General features: G+C 36.1%; 21 protein-coding genes and 3 pseudogenes. 14 read left to right on the top strand and 10 right to left on the bottom strand.

The window, feature by feature from the left end; translation table 11 throughout:
• From L950_RS26870 to L950_RS26845, 7 genes and pseudogenes are all read right to left on the bottom strand, one after another.
• Nucleotides 1-249, bottom strand: a pseudogene (locus L950_RS26870) (peptidylprolyl isomerase); the annotation flags it as partial.
• A 167-nt stretch (nucleotides 250-416) separates the two neighbouring features.
• Nucleotides 417-1313 carry a DHH family phosphoesterase gene (locus L950_RS17255; RefSeq protein ID WP_021190559.1) on the bottom strand — a complete coding sequence of 299 codons (897 nt, stop codon included), beginning with the start codon at nucleotides 1311-1313 and terminating at the stop codon, nucleotides 417-419.
• A 230-nt stretch (nucleotides 1314-1543) separates the two neighbouring features.
• Nucleotides 1544-2005, bottom strand: coding sequence for a hypothetical protein (locus L950_RS26865; RefSeq protein WP_021190558.1), 462 nt, complete (start codon nucleotides 2003-2005; stop codon nucleotides 1544-1546).
• 14 nt (nucleotides 2006-2019) lie between these two features.
• On the bottom strand, nucleotides 2020-2394 hold the full coding sequence (locus tag L950_RS26860) for a hypothetical protein (protein ID WP_021190557.1): 375 nt from the start codon (nucleotides 2392-2394) through the stop codon (nucleotides 2020-2022).
• A 35-nt stretch (nucleotides 2395-2429) separates the two neighbouring features.
• Nucleotides 2430-2918, bottom strand: coding sequence for a hypothetical protein (locus L950_RS26855; RefSeq protein WP_021190556.1), 489 nt, complete (start codon nucleotides 2916-2918; stop codon nucleotides 2430-2432).
• A 122-nt stretch (nucleotides 2919-3040) separates the two neighbouring features.
• On the bottom strand, nucleotides 3041-3484 hold the full coding sequence (locus L950_RS26850; RefSeq protein WP_021190555.1) for a hypothetical protein: 444 nt from the start codon (nucleotides 3482-3484) through the stop codon (nucleotides 3041-3043).
• Nucleotides 3433-4179, bottom strand: a complete 747-nt coding sequence (locus L950_RS26845) for a hypothetical protein (RefSeq protein WP_156169741.1) — start codon at nucleotides 4177-4179, stop codon at nucleotides 3433-3435. Before L950_RS26845 ends, L950_RS26850 begins: the two co-directional genes overlap by 52 nt.
• A 157-nt stretch (nucleotides 4180-4336) precedes the next feature.
• Here L950_RS26845 and L950_RS17245 point away from each other — a divergent pair, with 157 nt between their 5' ends.
• The 5 genes from L950_RS17245 to L950_RS17225 all read left to right on the top strand — a co-directional run bounded on the left by L950_RS17245 (nucleotide 4337) and on the right by L950_RS17225 (nucleotide 10698).
• The gene (locus L950_RS17245) at nucleotides 4337-4726 is read left to right on the top strand and encodes a DUF423 domain-containing protein (protein ID WP_021190553.1); all 390 of its coding nucleotides are present in this window, start codon (nucleotides 4337-4339) and stop codon (nucleotides 4724-4726) included.
• 79 nt (nucleotides 4727-4805) lie between these two features.
• The gene (priA, locus tag L950_RS17240; RefSeq protein ID WP_231577372.1) at nucleotides 4806-7307 is read left to right on the top strand and encodes a primosomal protein N'; all 2502 of its coding nucleotides are present in this window, start codon (nucleotides 4806-4808) and stop codon (nucleotides 7305-7307) included.
• A gap of 129 nt (nucleotides 7308-7436) precedes the next feature.
• Entirely contained in the window at nucleotides 7437-8093 is a 657-nt protein-coding gene (locus tag L950_RS17235) for a protein-L-isoaspartate(D-aspartate) O-methyltransferase (protein ID WP_021190551.1), read from the top strand.
• Nucleotides 8094-8463: 370 nt separating this feature from the next.
• Nucleotides 8464-10287 (top strand): MutS-related protein, encoded by a 1824-nt coding sequence (locus tag L950_RS17230; protein WP_021190550.1) that lies wholly within the window; start codon nucleotides 8464-8466, stop codon nucleotides 10285-10287.
• Between the two features lie 6 nt (nucleotides 10288-10293).
• The gene (locus tag L950_RS17225) at nucleotides 10294-10698 is read left to right on the top strand and encodes an acyl-CoA thioesterase (protein WP_021190549.1); all 405 of its coding nucleotides are present in this window, start codon (nucleotides 10294-10296) and stop codon (nucleotides 10696-10698) included.
• Between the two features lie 42 nt (nucleotides 10699-10740).
• Here L950_RS17225 and L950_RS17220 read toward each other — a convergent pair whose 3' ends face one another.
• Both L950_RS17220 and L950_RS17215 read right to left on the bottom strand, forming a co-directional pair.
• Nucleotides 10741-11118 carry a DUF779 domain-containing protein gene (locus tag L950_RS17220; protein ID WP_021190548.1) on the bottom strand — a complete coding sequence of 126 codons (378 nt, stop codon included), beginning with the start codon at nucleotides 11116-11118 and terminating at the stop codon, nucleotides 10741-10743.
• Nucleotides 11119-11201: 83 nt separating this feature from the next.
• Nucleotides 11202-12703 (bottom strand): annotated as a pseudogene (locus L950_RS17215) (aldehyde dehydrogenase family protein).
• Between the two features lie 208 nt (nucleotides 12704-12911).
• Between L950_RS17215 and L950_RS17210 the strand changes: the two are divergent.
• Nucleotides 12912-13820 carry a helix-turn-helix domain-containing protein gene (locus L950_RS17210; RefSeq protein ID WP_021190547.1) on the top strand — a complete coding sequence of 303 codons (909 nt, stop codon included), beginning with the start codon at nucleotides 12912-12914 and terminating at the stop codon, nucleotides 13818-13820.
• Nucleotides 13821-13829: 9 nt separating this feature from the next.
• Here L950_RS17210 and smpB read toward each other — a convergent pair.
• Nucleotides 13830-14279: pseudogene (gene smpB, locus L950_RS33705) on the bottom strand (SsrA-binding protein SmpB); the annotation flags it as partial.
• Between the two features lie 389 nt (nucleotides 14280-14668).
• Between smpB and spt the strand changes: the two are divergent.
• From spt to L950_RS17185, 8 genes are all read left to right on the top strand, one after another.
• Nucleotides 14669-15868, top strand: a complete 1200-nt coding sequence (gene spt / locus L950_RS17205) for a serine palmitoyltransferase (RefSeq protein WP_021190543.1) — start codon at nucleotides 14669-14671, stop codon at nucleotides 15866-15868.
• A gap of 9 nt (nucleotides 15869-15877) precedes the next feature.
• Complete coding sequence (locus L950_RS33700; protein ID WP_231577371.1) at nucleotides 15878-16396, top strand: hypothetical protein; 519 nt, start codon at nucleotides 15878-15880, stop codon at nucleotides 16394-16396.
• Nucleotides 16381-16560: a hypothetical protein gene (locus L950_RS33695; RefSeq protein ID WP_231577370.1), complete on the top strand. Its 180-nt coding sequence runs from the start codon at nucleotides 16381-16383 to the stop codon at nucleotides 16558-16560. The genes L950_RS33700 and L950_RS33695 overlap by 16 nt, the downstream gene beginning before the upstream one ends.
• Nucleotides 16561-16565: 5 nt before the next feature.
• Entirely contained in the window at nucleotides 16566-17000 is a 435-nt protein-coding gene (locus L950_RS33690; protein ID WP_231577369.1) for a hypothetical protein, read from the top strand.
• Complete coding sequence (locus tag L950_RS17195; RefSeq protein ID WP_021190542.1) at nucleotides 16997-17989, top strand: NAD-dependent epimerase/dehydratase family protein; 993 nt, start codon at nucleotides 16997-16999, stop codon at nucleotides 17987-17989. Before L950_RS33690 ends, L950_RS17195 begins: the two co-directional genes overlap by 4 nt.
• A 67-nt stretch (nucleotides 17990-18056) precedes the next feature.
• Nucleotides 18057-18431, top strand: coding sequence for a CDP-alcohol phosphatidyltransferase family protein (locus L950_RS33685; protein ID WP_231577368.1), 375 nt, complete (start codon nucleotides 18057-18059; stop codon nucleotides 18429-18431).
• On the top strand, nucleotides 18428-18688 hold the full coding sequence (locus L950_RS33680; protein ID WP_231577367.1) for a hypothetical protein: 261 nt from the start codon (nucleotides 18428-18430) through the stop codon (nucleotides 18686-18688). The genes L950_RS33685 and L950_RS33680 overlap by 4 nt, the downstream gene beginning before the upstream one ends.
• A 3-nt stretch (nucleotides 18689-18691) precedes the next feature.
• Entirely contained in the window at nucleotides 18692-19078 is a 387-nt protein-coding gene (locus L950_RS17185; protein WP_021190541.1) for a GtrA family protein, read from the top strand.
• The last annotated feature ends 850 nt before the right edge of the window (nucleotides 19079-19928 follow it).

The following is a 19928-nucleotide window of genomic DNA, read 5'->3' as shown; positions in this document are numbered from 1 at the left end:
TTGAACTTTAATCGTATAGATAATATATTTATCAGCAAATGCTGGTTTTGGTTGTTGTGTTTTGGCAGCTACAGAATCTAAATCGATTTTAAATACCAAACTATCACCTTCACCTACAAGTTTAAATAAACCTGTTGGATCTCCTGGGTTTTGTTTGATGATACTATCTGGATATAATTGTACGATTTGTGGAATTCCAGCATCAAAAGTACTATTTAATAATGAATCTCTATCTGTTTTAACAACCATGTCTACCGACAATAAATCACCAGATACAGCTTTTTCAGCACCAGCATCTTTAGCGATTTTGTATTCTAGCCACCTTCAGCCTTTTTAAAATTTTGGCAAGCAGTTAATAATAGTCCTGATGCCGCGAATAATAGAATTGATTTCTTCATTTCAGTTTTATTGCTATCTTATTTTGTTAATATTTCTTTATAATTCGGTAAAGCGGATTTAAATGTATTGATAACCGTTTGTAGATCATCATGTGAATTTCCTCCAGATGCATTGAGATGACCACCGCCATTAAAATATGTTTTGCATATTTCATTGCATGGAACATCACCAATCGAGCGCAAAGATAATTTAATTTGTTCTTTTCTGTCAATAATTAATGCAGCTAATCGAATTCCTTTAATTGACAATGCATAATTCACAAGTCCTTCGGTATCTCCAGTAATCACTTCGAAGCTTTTTAAATCTTCTTGTGTAACGTAAATCATGGCTGTGTTGTACTCTGGGAATACTTCTAAACGATTGAGTAAGCAGTATCCTAAGAATTTTAACCTTCCTTCCGAAGAACTGTTATAGATCAGCTCGTGAATAGCCCAGTTCTCTGCGCCACAATCGATCAAGCTCGCGATTATCCGGTGTATTTCTGAAGTCGTAGAACGGAAACGGAATGAACCTGTGTCGGTCATAATGCCTGTATACAGGCAGGTTGCCATATCTGCAGAGATACTGCCAGCATCTTGCATTTCTGTTGTTATAAATCTGAAAATTAGCTGTGCAGTTGCCGCAGCTTTAGGATCCCAATATTCATAATCATGAAAACCTTGAGGTTCAAGATGGTGGTCAATCATACATTTTATACCTGTCGCGTTTTCAACAGGAACTGCCATATCATGGATACGGGACAGTCCATTAAAATCAAGGCAGAAAATGATTTCAGCATCGGCAATTAATTTTTGATTTTCTTGTACTTCTTTGGTGTAAATGCGCACATGTTCTAAACCCGGTAACCAGTCTAAAAAGGATGGGAAATCGGATGGAACGATAAGGCTTACATCATGTTTATGGCCTTTTAGCAATAAAATAGACCTAATGAAGAACCCAGCGCATCGCCATCCGGCTTGAAGTGCGTAGTGATTACAATTCTTTTAGGTTCTGATAAAAGTGTTTTTAGTTGTTCTGATGTCAGCATATTCGTATTAAGTCTGCAAACCTACTATAAAAAAAAATATTTATAGCATTTTTTTATAAACATTTGAGACGTTTTTGATTTTTGATTTATGTTTTTAAATTTTTGAAATACAATTTGTTAAAATTTATAAACATAAATTTTGTGATCTCGTTTAGAGCTAATTAAATAAGATGAATTATTCCCGAAATCGATAGGACCAAAATAGAATTTTGACATACCTTCTACAGGAAAGCCATTTCTTACAAGACCATCTTCATTGAAGATATAAATCATACGGTTATCTGTACCTACAGCAACAAGATCGTTATTGTTTGTCACTTTAAAGAATAAAGGTCTGTTACTGACATCGTCCACAAATTTGTATGCAAAATATTTAGTGCTATCTTTCTGGTTATACACAGATAGATTATTGTCACTAAGAACAACGTAATCTTTATCCGCACTGCCACTTACATCTTCAAAGTTGAACGTAAAGTTTGTGCCCCAATCGCCAATTTTTAATTTGATCGGATCTCCCTCGAAAGGAACTTTAATCACTTCTCCTTTATCTTTCGGTACAATAACAAAGGAATTCTTCATATCCGAAGTTGTTATCAACCAATTGGGTTCTTTAACGTTTGCCCATTGACATTAAGCTCTTCTTTACGGATAAGAGTACCATCTTCATTAAAAAAGTAAACTGACCCTTGGCTGGTTCCTGCAATGATAAAATTTTGATTAGCAATTGTAGCTGCTTTCAAATCAAATAAAATTTTGCTGTCCAAGCTTGGATTTTTCCAATCTTCGATCTTTTTTCCCGTCAGATCGTATACAGCTATCTGGTTTGAGCACGGAATATAGATTCTTTTTTCATTGTTGAAATTTGTCAGTGTAAGACCTGCAGAGGCATTGCTTGGTAAACCCACAGAAAAACCAGGTATTAACTTTCCATCAGGAGAAAAACGATACAGACGACTTCTGGTATTCAACAGTATACTACGGTCCTGCAATTGAATCGGTTGCCCTAAAATTTCTCCCTGAAAGAGTGTTTTCCATAATTCTTTACCAGAAGGCTGAGTGCATAGACCGTATGATCCTGCTCTTGTACTAAAATAAATTTGCTGTTTTCAGTCTGATTAAATACCCAAGGATTATTGATTAATTTTGAGTTCATTTGAAATGTCCATGCTGCAGTCCCTCCAAAACGATTTTTAGATTTGTATAAGGCATAAAAACCTGAAATAAATCCACCAGCATTTCCACTTACCTGCAAAGAAGTCGAGTAAAAATTTTGATAACCAAAAAGTTCCTTATCTCTGAAGTTTTTAGCATACTCCGACTTTAAGTTATTAATGATTGTATTCTTCGCTGTTTCAGGTTCAATATAAAACGTAACATTCGCTCTGTTACTCTGAATGGCACTATGATTCTTGAAGATGGCTGTTCCAGACATCATCTGGTTATCGAAATAAGCCTGACGGTACTTTCGTAGAACACCGGTCTGATTTGCCACAACAAGTACTTTTCCGATTCTTGTAAAGTATGGACGCTGAAAACTTTTGAAGGGATCTCCGAAACTTGAATAAAGAATGTTGGAATAATCAAATTGGTAGATATCATCTCCTTGATTGCGGCTTATTTTTTTGAAGTTTCTATAAATTTACTGCTATCAGCTAAACTAACAAGACCTAGAATATTCTCATTATCCAATTCCGCAATTGCAAATTCATCATTCCATAAAGGTAAAATATCAGTTTGAAAGATTACTTTTCCTTCATTCTCAATGAGCTTTTGATGGCTCTTAATTTTATCAGCTTCCTTTCGATAGGTAAATAAATCGCTAAGTGAGCGATGAAAGCTATTGATATCAGAAAGGCTATAGTTAATGTAGGAAGAGGTGTTTTTTGGTAAAAAATTAGCTAAAGTTTGCACTTGTGGTGATTGATGAGCAAAAAGTTGCAGATAGTTATGCTGATTCAGGTTAAGCTGCGTTTCTCCTTTAAAAATTAATGCATCATCTTTGAAGTTTAGATTCCAGGCTGTAGATCCTTGTAATGAATCAATTTGATTAAGATACATGCCAAACTTACTGCGCATGATTTTTTTGCTAGAGTTGCAATTTGATTATTACTAAAATAAAGACTTAACGGAGTATTCTTACTGTTTTGACTGATGAAGAATTCAATTTGCTTATGATCTAATTTTTTAACCGATTTATCAATGACCTGATGGATTATTGAAGGATTATAACCAGCAAAAAGAATATTTTCATGAAGTGTACAGAACAGCACAGAATCTTTAATACCTTTATCAAAACTGTAAATGCGGTGACCTAGCGTGTCAGTTTGATTTTTCTTGTATTTTTTATCTACACCTTGAAATAAAGCTTCTAAGGTCTTATCGTTTATTTTTTCATTCAGACCGACCGTATATAATGATGCCATACCCGATTTTGTAGGGTGATAGGAAAGAATGACTTCCACATCTTGCACTTTGCCTTTAATCGATGCCGCACTTAAGAAATCCTGCTTAATTGTTTTGAGATTGTCAAAATCTTGTTTTCCCTGAATTGCTTCAAACAGTTCGAAATTCTGGAAAATTGTATCCGTTGTTTCGTTATTTCTGAAAGCTGCAATGAAGTAGGTATCAGCAGGTAAATACTGGAGTGTTTTTGTCGCAGTTTCTTGCTTGCTGCTGCTGTCGGAGAAGTAGTAGATGGAAGCCGCAACTACGGCTATAAAAAGTAGGACAGTAACAATAATCGTATTTCTCATATCTAATAACAAACGTACTAAAAAATATCTGGAACCTGAGTTGTCACAAATGTAAGTACTCTTTTGTAACAATAAATTTAACAAATATTCTCCTTTTCTGAGGAAGATTTGATACATTTATCCAGCATTAATAAAATATAGACGTAATTTTCGATTAATGAATAAGAGAATCATCCTAGTGGCTGCATTTTTTGGTGCACTAGCTGTTATTTTAGGCGCTTTTGGTGCGCATGGTTTAGAAGGTAAGATTAGTGAACAACATATCGAAACTTGGAAAACTGCCAATCAGTACCATTTTTACCATACTTTGGCTTTGTTGTTTCTGTCCACTTTTTCGCGGGCAAAAACTGCATCTATCCGTGTCTCATTTATAGCCTTTATAATTGGATTGCTTTTCTTTTCAGGTTCTTTATATCTGTTAAGTGTGCGCGAAATTACAGGTTTTGGAAATCCAGCTATTCTTGGCCCAATAACACCGCTGGGTGGGGTCGCCTTTATAGTAGGTTGGGCAGCACTTTTCGTTGCTGCATTAAAGAATAAGTCATAATTTAACGGTTTTATTACCGTAAGATGAGCCCTCGGAGAAATTAACGTTTTTTCGAGGGCTTATTTTTTAGTAATTTTACATGATACTTGAAATGAATATGCCAGAGCCTCAAAACTTATTTTTTACAGACCGAGCAACTGTTTTTGTTGATGTTATTTTGCCTTTAGCATTAGCGAATACCTATACTTACCGAATTCCAGTTGAATGGAATGATAAGATCCAGGTCGGTGTTCGTGTTATGGTGCAATTTGGAAAGAATAAAATCTATTCTGCTATTGTAAAACAAATAACGAAAGAGGCTCCAAAGCATTATGAAGCAAAGTATATTTTAGACATCATTGATGAAAAACCTATCGTAGATGGTGCACAACTACAGTTGTGGGACTGGATATCTGATTATTATATGTGTTCATTGGGAGAGGTTATGCAAGCTGCTTTACCCTCTGCTTTGAAATTGGCAAGTGAAACTAAGATCGCCTCGGCTATTCCAGAAGATTTCGACCGTTCGACTTTGACTGATAAAGAGTATCTGATCATTGAAGCACTTGAGGTGGCCGGTGAACTAAAAGTAAATGATATCGTTAAGCTATTGAGTCAAAAGTCTGTTTTCCCCATATTGAAAGCGATGTTTGATAAGGGAATAATATTGATTTCTGAAGAGATTACTGAACGATATAAACCAAAGACTAAAGTTTTTTTCTCTTTTGCTCCGGAATTTCGGGATGAAGATGGTAAACGGAACTTATTAGATGCCTTAAATCGAGCTCCAAAACAGCAGGATGCCGTATTGGGTTTCATGCAATTGTTGAAAAAAGGAGTGGATGTTACCCGACAGATGATAATGGAAGCATCGGGATGTGGTTCGGGCGCCATTACAGCATTAGTTGATAAAGGCGTATTTCAGGTAAAAGAGAAAGTCGTCAGCCGTTTTCAAGGAGAAGATCTCGAATTGGAGGCCAATTTTGAATTTAATGATAATCAAAAACGTGTTTTTGACGAAATTCATCAGTGCTTTGAAACTAAAGATGTCACCTTATTGCATGGTGTGACAGCATCGGGGAAAACACAACTCTATATCAGATTGATTGAGGAAGCATTGGCAAGAGGTCATTCAGCCCTATATTTACTGCCTGAAATAGCTTTAACATCACAGATTACCGCACGTCTCAAATTGCATTTTGGCGATAAACTTGGTGTATATCATTCGAAATTTAATGATAACGAACGTGCTGAGGTATGGCATAAGGTAATGAAAAACGAATTTAAGGTTATCGTAGGTGCCCGTTCTTCCGTGTTTTTACCTTTTCAAGATCTGGGGATTATTATTGTCGATGAAGAGCATGAGAGTTCTTACAAACAATATGATCCCGCACCGCGCTATCATGCCCGTGATACAGCGATATATTTGGGGTATATTCATCAGACTAAAGTCTTACTAGGTTCTGCAACACCATCTATTGAAAGTTTCTATAATGCAAAATCCAAGAAATATGGTTTTGTACAGCTTTTAGAACGTTTTGGTCAAGCACAATTGCCAGAAATCCATATTGTCGATATACCGCAAGAAGGAAGAAAGGAAAATATGTTTTCATACTTCTCGGGTACTTTATTAAAAGCTATAGAAGGAGCATTGGAACGTAAGGAACAAGTGATTCTATTTCAGAATCGACGTGGACATACCACCATAATTCAATGTAACACCTGTGGTTTTGTAGCTAAATGTGTGAACTGTGATGTCAGTATGACTTACCATAAGAGTTCAAACATGATGCATTGCCATTACTGTGGCCACGTGGAACCTCCAATTAAAATCTGCCCCGCATGTGGTATGCCACATATTGAAAGTAAAGGTTTTGGAACCGAGCGTGTAGAGGAAGAACTGGAATTACTGATGCCTAATGTCCGAATAGGACGTTTGGATCTAGATTCTACAAAAGGGAAAAATGGTTTTGATAAAATTATAGGTGCTTTTGATGAACATGAATTTGATATTCTGATCGGTACACAAATGGTTGCAAAAGGACTGGATTTTGGAAAGGTCAGCTTAATCGGTATCATCAATGCAGATACCATGATTAATTTCCCTGATTTTAGAGCCTATGAAAGAGCTTTTTCACTTTTCTTGCAGGTCGCAGGACGTGCAGGAAGAAGAGAGGCAGGAGGACAGGTTATCATTCAGACTTACACACCAAAACACCGTGTGTTAGAACAGGTTGTTGCGCATGATTATCAAGCCATGTTTGATACAGAGATCATTGAACGTAAAAATTTCGCATATCCGCCGTTCTACCGTGTGATCAGAATTGATATTAAGCATATGGATATCCAGAAATGTTATGACGGAGCTAAAAAATTTGCGTCAGGTCTGCGCCAGCAATTAGGTTCACGGGTTCTTGGACCAGAAACCCCTTTAGTAGGAAGAGTACGTAATTATTTTATTCAGACGATCACATTGAAAATTGAACGCAATAACATCAGTATTGTTAAAGTAAAAGATCTGATTAAGATGGTGAAGAATGATTTTATTGCAGATAAAGCAAACACGGGTTCACGCATTGTGATCGATGTAGATCCTTATTAGAGGAATCGGTAGATGAAATTAGCCAAAAATTATTCTTTTCAAATGAAATAGCTTGCAGGCTAATTGATTAGTTATGAAAAAGTTCTTGTAGTGGTAATTGTTAAATAACAATAGTATTTTTGAGTCATAATGGCGTATAAATTTGTAGATAATTATAGAGAAAAAGGTGCTCGTAAGCAATTGGTGCAGCTGCTGAAGACAAGAGGTATTAGTGACCAGAATGTGCTGAATGCCATTGCTAAAGTACCACGTCATTTTTTCTTTGATGAAACCTTTTGGAATCAAGCATATAAAGATATCGCATTTCCAATCGGCGATGGACAAACGATATCTCAACCGTATACTGTTGCTTATCAATCGGAACTGCTGCATGTTAAAAAAGGAGATAAGGTTTTAGAAATAGGAACAGGTTCGGGATATCAAACTTGTATACTGCTGGAGCTAGGCGCTCAGGTTTATACCATAGAACGACAAGAAAATTTATATAATAGAACCATACAGGTATTGCCATATATGGGATATAAACCCCATTTTTTCTGTGGGGACGGTTCCAAAGGAATTGAACAGCATGCACCATATGATAAGATTATCGTAACTGCGGGTGCTCCATTTGTACCCGAGATTATGCTGAAGCAGTTAAAAATAGGGGGTATATTTGTAATACCGGTAGGTGATGAGAAAGAACAAAAAATGGTCACAATCATTCGGGTTGGTGAGAATGATTTTGATAGAATTGAATTAGATACATTTAGATTTGTCCCTTTGGTTGGGGATCAAGCTTGGTAATAACCAGGCTTTTTTTTAGCGATTTGGATTATGATCCCTTCTTACTATTAAATGTTCAGAGAAATGACGAATATAGGGCTGATGATAAAGAATAGCACTGTGATCTCAATGCATCAAATTAATGAGGCAGTTTTACTGCGTGCATCTAATAACTAATGATACATCAAACTGCTGGTAAAGAAGATGTGAATGCCTTAAATAATTAATAAAAAGTAAACAAAATGAGTGTAACGTGCCTATAATGCCGTTGAAAATGGATACTCATAAATAATTATATTCAGATGGAAGCGAGCATGAGCATCTGTATTGCTTTTGGGGAGGAGTATGCTTATGCTCGCTTCATTACCGTTAAACAACAAATTATACTTCAATGAAAGATAAAATAATGGATTTATATCTTAGCAATAAGGAACAGATTGAACAGGAAGTAAAAAAGCTCGACAGAGTGATCAATAAGAATAGTTTTTATCGCCTCGGTGTTATTATTTTTGGTGGGGCAGCGCTATTCTATTCATTTCAGCTTGAAAATCTTGTTCTTGTATTGATTTTATTTTTTGCACTGATATTTCTTTTTGCTTTTTTGGTTAATAGACAAAGTAAATTAGAAAAAATAAGTGATTACCAGAAAGCGTTATTAGCGGTCAATGTCAATGAGCTAACGCTAGCAAATACAGGAGTCAATATCTACGATAACGGTATGCATCTGGAAGATGGTAAGCATCCTTACAGCTCCGATCTGGACATTGTAGGAAATCATTCGCTATTTGAGTTATTAAACCGCTCAACTACAAAACTGAGTATAGCGGTATTAGGTAGTTGGTTACTTAATGATGCAAAGCGTGGCGAGATTGTGAAACGTCAGGAAGCTGCAGCTGAAATAGCTAGTGATATGCGTTGGAGTCAGGATTTTCAAGCAAAGCTTTTATCAAATCTGAATCAGAAGCTAGATGTAAAGTCTTTTTTAGCAACCTATTTTGAGTCCGGAGATTTTACATTCGGAAGCGCAATTATGCGGATCTATGTTAAGCTTGCCCCTTTTATATTTATAGGATCGGTCGTTTTAGCCGTTTTTGTTCCATCTGTGGCATACCTCCCAGTCATCATAGGATTGATCCATATCCTTTGGTCAATGTTCAATGGTGGCAAAATTTCTTTTTTTTCCAGTCGGATCGATAAAGTAGGAAATCTGCTGGATTCATATGCCGCAAGTATGGAACTGGTCGAAAATAGGGCTTGGACAGCGAACCGTAACCAGGAATTACAGGAAAAATTAAAAATAGAGGGGTCATCAGATTCGGTTTCCCATGCGTTCAAGAAATTGGGTAAGCTGATCAGTAATCTGGATGCCCGAAACAACATGATGGTCGGGACAGTTTTAAATCTGATATTTTTATGGGATTTTAAGCAGGTATTGGCCATTGTAGACTGGAAAGCTAAGTATCAAGCTAATATTTTGGAAGCTTTTGATACTTTAGCAGAAGTAGAGGCTTTGGTGAGTTTAGGTACTTGGAAGCGTAATCATGCTGAATGGACTACCCCAATTATTCTTGACCATCTGGAGACACCCATAGAAGCTGTCGATTTGGCGCATCCCTTGATTGCTTCTGATAAATCTATTGCCAATACCTATACCAATGCTGACCATGAAATCGCTTTGGTGACAGGATCCAATATGGCTGGAAAGAGTACATTTCTGCGTACTGTCGGTATAAATGCTGTTTTGGCTTATGCGGGAGCAGTAGTGCCAGCAAGATCTTTCAAAATTCCGATGTTTCATTTGATATCTTATATGCGCATTAAGGATAATCTGAATGAAAGTACGTCAACTTTTAAAGCAGAATTGGACCGTATGAAATTTATTTTAGAAACTGTAGCGGAACGCAACGATAGTTTCTTTTTAATCGATGAGATGTTAAGAGGAACTAATTCTGTTGATAAATACTTAGGATCTAGAGCTATTATCAAAAAATTGATTACAGAAAAAGGAAAGGGAATGGTTGCAACGCATGATCTGCAATTATCAACGTTAGCCGATGAATATCCGCAGGTTGTAAAGAATTACCACTTTGATATACAGGTGATCCAAGGAGAAATGCTATTCGATTATAAACTGAAAATAGGAGAGTGTAAAATATTTAATGCTTCAATGTTGTTAAAAGGTATTGGAGTCGACGTAGAACAAGGAAGAAATTAAACAAAAATGACATTACAAGAAAGAATTGAACAGTCGAGAACACATCATTTTATAACTGTTTTTCCGTTTACAACAAATCACCACGCAACATTATTTGGTGGTAAAGCCATGGCGATCATGGACGAGGTAACTTTTATGTGTGCAACACGGTTTTGTAGAAAAGCACTCGTAACTGTTTCCTCAGATAAGATTGATTTTGAAAAAGCAATCCCTGCAGGTAGTATGATTGAAGCTATTGCGGAAGTAATACATGTAGGAAGAACTAGCTTAAAGGTAAAAGTGGAGATCTTCTTAGAAGATATGTACAAAGATGGAAGAGAATTAGCGGTGAAGGGTGTTTTCTCATTTGTTGCCTTAGATGACAATAAAAAGCCGATACCAGTTTTACAGGGACTGGAAATCGACGATTAGTATATCGGATATCCTAAATTGCGTATGGAATAACAGGTCGTGTTATTCCATACGTTTTATAGGAGATAGGTCGTTTAACTCTTCCTCAGTAAATAGCCTATAGTGTACTTTGAAAGTTTTCCCCAAAGAAGACTCTAAAGAAAATCCCCCCGGGCCAAACCCATCAAGTACATCAAGTGTGAAATGTGAAAATTTCCAATATTCAAATAAATCCCGATCGATCCAAAATTCATAACCTTCAGCAAGCCCGATCATAGCATCATTCATTCTGGGATAGTATCCACCTTTTTCAAAACATTGCGGCTGTGTGCCTTCGCAACACCCTCCAGCCTGATAGAACATCAGATCTCCGTGTTGAGCTACTAATTCACGAATCAGTTCTTTGGCTTTTTCAGTAACTGCTAAACGCTCTGTCATCATATATTGCTTTTATATCAGTATCATAAGAAATTAAAAATGGGATTATATCGATAACCCCATTTTTTAATATTGTGTTTTGCTGATTAGAAAAATCCAAGTTTCTCTTTGCTATAAGAAATCAGCATATTTTTTGTTTGACGGTAATGGTCGAGCATCATTTTATGATTCTCACGTCCGATACCCGATTGCTTATAACCACCAAAAGGAGCGCCTGCAGGATAAGAGTGATATTGGTTGACCCATACACGTCCAGCCTGGATAGCGCGCGGGATCTGGTATAATTGATGAGCATCTCGTGTCCATACACCAGCTCCCAGTCCATAAATGGTATCATTAGCAATTTCTAAAGCCTCTTTTTCATCTTTAAATGTAGTTACTGCTAATACCGGGCCGAATATTTCCTCTTGGAAAATACGCATTTTGTTATGACCCTTAAATAAAGTTGGTTTGATATAATAACCATCTTCTAAGCCATCACCCAAATGGTTCTCATCGCCACCAGTTAATACTTCTGCCCCCTCTTCTTTACCCAATTTAATATAGGACATGATTTTATCCTTTTGGATTTTTGAAGCCTGTGCACCCATCATAGTCTCAGGGTCCAAAGGATCACCAACTTAATTTGATTCACACGGTCTATTACTTTAGCAATAAAGCGTTCGTAAATATCCTCCTGAATCAATAAACGCGATGGACAAGTGCAAATTTCACCTTGATTTAATGCAAACAGAACAGCTCCCTCAATTGCTTTGTCTAAAAATGCATCGTCGTGGTCCATGACAGAACTGAAGAAAACATTTGGAGATTTACCGCCCAATTCCAATGTTACAGGAATGATATTTTCAGTTGCATACTGCATTACCATACGACCTGTTGCGGTAGAACCTGTAAATGCAGCTTTAGAAACTTTAGGGTTTGTTACTAATGCGCGACCTAATTCACCACCAAAACCATTCACGATGTTAACAACACCAGAAGGAAGTAAATCACCGATTATTTCCATTAAAACAAGAATTGATGTGGGGGTACTTTCCGCAGGTTTTAGAACCACACAGTTACCTGCAGCTAATGCAGGAGCTAATTTCCATACAGCCATCAGAATAGGGAAGTTCCAAGGGATAATCTGCGCGATCACACCAATAGGTTCATGCACAATAAGAGACACCGTATTTTGATCCAATTCACTTAGTGAACCTTCTTCAGCACGGATAACACTTGCAAAATAACGGAAGTGATCAATGGCTAAAGGAATATCGGCATTTAATGTTTCGCGAACAGCTTTTCCGTTGTCAACAGTTTCCACTGTGGCAATATATTCTAAATTCTGTTCGATGCGGTCTGCTATTTTATTTAAAATGATGCTTCTTTCGGTTGCTGAAGTCTTTCCCCAAGTTTCAAATGCTTTCGCGGCAGTATCAACAGCTAGTTCTAAATCTTCTTTTGTAGAATGTGCGACTTGTGTAAATACTTTTCCATCTAAGGGAGAAATATTGTCAAAATATTTACCTAATGTAGGTGGAACAAATTCTCCACCAATGTAATTTCCATAACGTTCTTTAAACGATGGTCTTTGAATTGCTGCCATAATATTTATTTTTATAATGTTATACAAATTGTTGAATACCAAATTTAACGAAAACGATTGTTCTCGTATAGCATTATAGTTTCAAACGATAGCACTATAGGTGCAACACTGTCAGCAAATATTTCTATTAATCAAGTTAATACTATTGGATATTTAAGACAATTTGTCTAAGTTTGATTACCAGCCAATTATAATAAAAGATAGGGATATGATAAATAACAGGCTTGTAAATACATTACCATTTTCGTCGCGTCATGAACTTTCTACTTTGGTAGAAAATAGGAGAGCTTTTACGTTAGAAAATTTGGAGCTTAATGTCTTTGAAACATATAAGGCGTCAGAAAAAGTAGCGTTACAGTTTGATGATCTGGTAATGATCAATATGATTCAGGGTAAAAAAGTGATGCATTTGCAACAGGTGGATTCCTTTGATTATTTACCGGGTCAGACCATGGTTTTGCCAGCCTATAGTAAGATGCAGATCGATTTTCCCGAAGCGACTTTTACCGACCCTACGCAATGTACGGCGCTGACCATAAGTAAAAGTAAGATAGACGGTGTGATCAACCGTTTAAATGAGTGCTATCCCAAAGAACAACATTTAGCAGATTGGAAATTAGATATGAATTTATTCCATCTCTATAATACACCCGAATTGACAGATTTAATTAATAAATTATTTCAGACCATTACGGGAGATAATGTGTTGAAAGATGCATTAGCAGATTTAGCATTTAATGAATTAGTTATTCGTCTTTTACAGACGCAGTCACTATTATCACTTGATATTGCCAAGACAAAAACAAACACGGTATTACAGCATATTCGGAACTATATACATGCCAACCTTTCAGAATCCATTACTGTGGAAATTTTGGAAAAGCAGGCAAATATGAGTAAATCAAGTCTATTTCGCCTTTTTAAGAATGAGTTGGGAATAACGCCTATCGAATATATCATACGAACGCGTATGCAACAGGCAAAGAGCTTATTACGAAAAACAAGAAGTGTTAAAGAGACGTGCTTTAGTTTGGGATTTAATGATGTAAACTACTTCGTCCGTCTCTTTAAAAGCAGGGTGGGAGTGACACCCGGTGCTTATATAATAGGAGAATAAAATTTTATTTTTCATCATCCTATCAAGCTCTCTTTTGCCTTCTCTTTCCTTGATTGTATCACGCTTGTCAAAGTCTTTTTTACCTTGTGCTAAGGCAATTTCGACTTTTGCAAATCCTCTGGCACTGATGAAAATACGTAAAGGAACGATTGTAAACCCTTTCTCTTCACCTTTCACGCGTAATTTTTTTAATTCTTTTTTTGTTAAAAGCAACTGGCGATCTCGTTTTGCTTCATGATTGTAAAAAGATCCATGCGAATACTCGGCAATATGCATGTTCCGCAAATAAAGTCCATCATGGAAAAAGTTGCAGAAACTGTCGTTGATATTTGCTTTCCCTTCCCTAATTGATTTAATTTCAGTGCCTAGTAAACGTATTCCTGCAACATACCTGTCCAGAAGGTTGTATTCAAATGAAGCTCTTTTATTTTTTATATTGATATCTGATGATATTGCCATAATTTCTTAATATATTTATTCCTATTCCATTTCCAATACAAACCAGATTAAGTTTGTTAAATGTAATCACATAGGAAAGCAAATATAAATATTATAATGGTGTTTTTTTAGCATTGTTATTTTTGGATTTTAATTTAAGTGTTAAATTAAAATTATTTTTACGATATTTATATGTGAAAAATATGACTAACATTAAGTGAAAGTCAGCTTTTGTTTTCGTATGTTTGCATCGTTTTTGATTTAATACTGTTTTTCGTGCAGTATTATGAAGTCATTTTGTGTTAATCTATTTGGAAGTAGGAATTGAAAGTGTTGATGATGAAGCTATTATTTTGGTAATCATTACAATCAAAAACAATTATAAAATTTAAGAAATACCTTTTAATCGCATGAGTAAAGGAAAATTAGGCGAGAGAATATCGCAATTTAAAATCGTTAATGAATTAAAAGCTAAGGGCTTATACGCTTATTTTAGACCGATTCAGTCGAGACAGGATACCGAAGTGAAAATTGATGGCAAGCGTGTTTTGATGTTTGGTTCTAATTCTTATTTAGGGTTAACGACGGATGAACGTATTATCAAAGCTTCTCAAGACGCATTAGCAAAATATGGAACCGGTTGTGCTGGATCTCGTTTTTTAAATGGTACTTTAGATATTCATGTGGAGCTTGAAGAGAAATTGTCGGCTTATGTGGGGAAAGAGTCTACTATTTTATTCAGTACAGGTTTTCAATCAAACTTGGGCCCATTATCATGTCTTACTGGGCGCAATGATTATATCTTATTGGATGAACGTGATCATGCTTCTATCATTGATGGAAGTAGATTATCTTTTTCTAAAGTAATCAAATATGCACACAATGATATGAATGATCTGCGTGCAAAAATTGCTAGATTACCAGAAGAAAGTGGTAAATTGATTGCAACGGATGGTATCTTCAGTATGGAGGGAGATATTGTTAATTTGCCTGAATTGATAAAGATTGCAGATGAATTTGATGCAACTGTTATGGTTGATGATGCACATAGTTTAGGTGTAATCGGAGAAAAAGGTGCAGGTACTGCCTCTCACTTTGGACTAACCGACAGTGCCGACTTAATTATGGGTACTTTCAGTAAATCATTTGCCTCTCTAGGTGGCTTTGTATCAGGCGATGCTGATGTTATCGATTACTTGAAACACTCTGCGCGTTCAGTTATGTTCAGTGCAAGTATGACACCAGCTTCTGTCGCTTCGACATTGAAAGCTTTGGAGATTATACAAACCGAACCTCAGCATATTGAGAAATTATGGTCAAATACAAATTATGCTAAAAAATTACTTTTAGAAAGTGGATTTGATTTAGGTGCTACAGAAAGCCCTATATTACCGATCTTTATTAGAAATAACGAGAAAACATTCTGGGTAACCAAAATGCTTCAAGACGATGGGGTTTTTGTTAATCCAGTAGTTTCACCTGCTGTTCCTGCAGAAGAATCATTGATTCGTTTCTCTTTAATGGCAACACATAGCTTTGATCAAATTGATGAAGCTATTGAGAAGATGGTAAAAGTCTTCAAATTAGCAGATGTTGAATCTTTAATCTAAGTGTCTATTATGATACAGGTTATTCCCGTTGAAACAAAGAAACAGAAACGGTTATATATAGATTTTCCGCATAGTTTATATGCGGAAAATCCTTATTATGTACCAGAGCTATATCTTGCTCAGTATGATTTGCTTACTCCTGGTAAGCATCCTTTCTACAAACATTCCTCCACACAATTATTTTTAGCATACAAAGATCAAAAACTGGTCGGTCGTATCGCCGCAATTTGGAATGTTAATCATAATTCATTCAATCAAGTGCAGGAAGGGCAATGGGGATTTTTTGATTGTATTAACGATCAAGAGGTTGCAAATGCTTTGTTTCAAGCAGCAAAGGATTGGGTGAAAGCTAAAGGTGGAACTAATATTGTTGGTCCAATTAATTTAACGACTAATGATACTTGTGGTCTATTGATCGAAGGATTTGATAGCCCACCTGTAGCGATGATGCCTTATAATTTTCCTTATTATCCAGAATTAGTTACTCAAGCAGGTTTTCAAAAAAAGTTGATTTGCGTGCCTACCTAGTGATGGAAAATAAAGCAAGTAAACGATCTGTGCTGTTGTTGGAGAAACTGGAAGAACGATTAAACCGTTCGGGAATTAAGATTCGTCAAATGAACTTGAAGGATTTTAAAAATGAAACCGAGCGAATTAGGGAGATCTATAATAAAGCTTGGGATAAAACTTAGGTTTTGTGCCTTTTACGGAAGATGAATTTAACTACGCTGCAAAGGAAATGAAAATGATCGTTGATCCTCGATATGCTTTATTGGCTGAAAAGGATGGAAAGGTCATTGGATTCGCTTTAGGAATTCCGGATATCAATCAGATTCTAATTAAAATCAAACGTGGTAGACTATTGCCGACTGGGATTTTTAAATTGCTCTTTGGATTGAAAAAGGTAAACCTAATTCGAGTTTTGATGCTTGGCGTATTGGATGAGTATCGTAAATTAGGAATAGAAGCCTGCCTTTATGGTAGGATAATTAAAAACTCTGGCGATGGCTTTACCGTCAAAGGAGCAGAATGCTCGTGGATGCTTGATACTAATTATATGATGAATCACGCCATCGAGCAAATCAATGGAGAATTATACAAACGCTATCGTTTGTATGAGCAAGCGCTATGAGAAAAAAAATCCTAATCACAGGCGCAAGTGGTTTTGTCGGTTATCATCTCGTTCAAGCTGCCCGTGAGGCAGGTTTGGAGGTGCATGCAGCTGTTCGGAAAACCAGTGATGTCAGTGAAATAAAGTCTTTTGTTGATCAATTTGTTTATCCTGATTTTAAAGATAAGGATTCATTATTGAAACTGCTGGAGCAAGAGCAATATGCCTATATTGTTCATGGAGCAGCTATGACTAGAGCGAAGAATGAGCAGGATCTTGTTGATGTTAATGTCGGTTATACTGAAGTTTTAGCAGATGCGGTATTTCAGGCTAATATTCCTCTTGAACGTTTTGTTTTTATCAGTAGTTTGGCAGCTATTGGCCCGGTGGCCTATGATGCACCAGCTATCAATGAACAAAATGAGTATCATCCTGTGACCGCTTATGGTCGAAGTAAGGTGTTAGCAGAACGCATGCTTGAAAAATATGCAGCTAATAAGCTTTCGATTATTCGCCCCACCGCCGTGTATGGTCCCAAAGAGAAAGATCTTTTTGTTTTATTTAAAACATTAAATGCTGGATTTGACGCCTATATCGGGAAATCGCCACAAAAATTAACGTTTGTCTTTGTGAAAGATCTGACAGATGCTATTTTAAATGCTTGTTTTCTCGATAATGGAGATAAAAAATCTTACAATATTACAGACGGCCAAGTTTATGGTCGTTATGAAATGGCGACAATTTTCAAGAAATACACTTCAAAATCATTATATAGATTTCATCTTCCATTTAGTCTTGTGAAAGGTGTTGCTCAGGTTATGGAGCGGGCTTATAAAAATTCCAGCACCATACCGGTATTGTATCCGGAAAGATTAAATGAATTGACAGCAGCCAGTTGGGCATGTGACATCAGTTCGTCAAAAGAAAATATTCAATATAGACCGCGTTATGATTTGGATGCTGGACTGAAGGTTACAATTCAGTGGTACCGTGATAATAATTGGTTATAATAAAAAGAGAGATGAGTGGTCAAAAAATAAATAAAAAACTTTTCAAGATAGAAAAAGAACAAATATATTGAGTAATCCGGAACAGAAATTTATTTCATATTTAGTTCCACGTATTCCAAATTGGATTTCGTCCGATGGTTTGACAGCGATCGGTCTATTTGGATCCGTCATGATTATGGCAAGTTTTATCTTGGCCCAATATTGTGACATTAATTATCTACTGCTAGGTATTCTAGGCTTTTTTATTCAATGGTTCGGAGACTCTCTTGATGGCCGTATTGCTTTTTATAGAAATAAATCGCGTAAATGGTATGGATTTTCACTGGATATTGTAATGGATTGGATCAGTACGGTACTGATTGGTCTGGGGTATGTATTTTATGCAAAAGGTAATTTTGAATTAACAGGTTTTGTATTGGTAGCTTTGTATGGCTGGGCATGATTCTTTCTTTGTTGCGTTATAAGGTAACAGATAAGTATACAATAGATGCAGGAATTGTTGGGCCTACAGAAATCAGGGTCATTATATGTCTTGTTTTACTTATAGAAGTATTTTTTGTAGGTGCAATTCATTACTTAGTGATGGGTATCTGTGCTATTCTTTTTGTTATCAATTCTATTGATACTAAGAAGTTATTAGATTTAGGCGATATCAGAGATGCTGAAGAGAAGAAAACTAAAGAGTCAGAAAATTTATAAGATATGAACCCAAAAATCAAAGAGTTCTTTAAGGCGCAGTTATCTGCTTTTGTAGGTGGTCTTTCCGATTTTGGTATTTATACTTTTTGTTATAAAGTGCTGAGTTTTTCTCCAGCATTTTCAAATGTAATCAGTGGCTCTTTAGGAGCCATTGTTAATTTCGTTATTAACCGTTATTGGTCTTTCAATAATACTGCCGCCCCGTTGGGCCAGCAGCTCGGTAAATTTGTAGTTGTAGTTGCAGGAAGTATTTTATTAAAGTCGGGTGGTATTTATTTATTGGATGATATATGGCACTTACATCCATTAGTCTCCAAAGTAATAGTGGAGATTATTGTTTCCTTGGGATTTAATTATACACTTCAGCGATTTTGGGTTTTTAAAAAGTAGAAATCGGCTTTTGAAATATTTATGGAATAAGATTATTAAGGTCATCTCAACGGAGATGACTTTTTTATTTTTCGGCCTTTTCCTTAATAAAATGAATCAGAGCTTCTTTGCGTATATTTTGATTTTTACTTCAATTTTATTTTTCCTTAATATTACGATGCTCATCGTAAGGACGCTGTAGCTTTCATTTATTTAAAGAGATTTCAAGGTGTGATTGCTTCATGGAGCAGCATTGTTTTGATAAGATGATAGCACGACGTTAAAGTAATCAGTAACGTCATAAATCACACTGTACTTAAGTAAATAAAAAGAAACCTACTATTGTTAGCGAGTTGATACCATGTTATAAGCAAGTAGGGATCTTGTTCGAATATAGTAGAGGTATAACAGGGGTATAAGAGGGGGTTTATAGAGGGTTAGTAGTGGTCAAGCCCTATTAACCCCCTATAAAATCCCAGTAATCTCTCTATAAATCCTAGCTTAAGTAATAATCAAATCCCTATCAGTTCCTGATCAGGTTATAATATGCCTTATTCTGGAGTATCTGTACGGAAGGTAATAGTAATAGTAATAGTAATAGTAATAGTAATAGTAATAGTAATAGTAATAGTAATAGTAACGATGATTCTGCTGTACCGATACTCCGAGAAGATATAATTTCCACCTGGCTATTACGTAAAAGCATACTGCATCCATAAAAGACGGCGGAGGACGAACAGTCTCCCTGCATACCCCTTTTTATAGTTTAAAGCCAGGATTGTCCATTTCTCCGCCCCGAGAACAGGTCATAGGTAAATTTATCGGTCAGGTTATTAGCCGTTTACCGGTTCACTGCAAACTATTTCCGGAA

It is taken from the genome of Sphingobacterium sp. IITKGP-BTPF85, from assembly GCF_001006065.1.
In the GTDB taxonomy this organism is placed as follows: domain Bacteria; phylum Bacteroidota; class Bacteroidia; order Sphingobacteriales; family Sphingobacteriaceae; genus Sphingobacterium; species Sphingobacterium anhuiense.
Note: the sequence above shows the minus strand (reverse complement) of the source record. Positions and strands in the feature narration are given on the sequence as shown.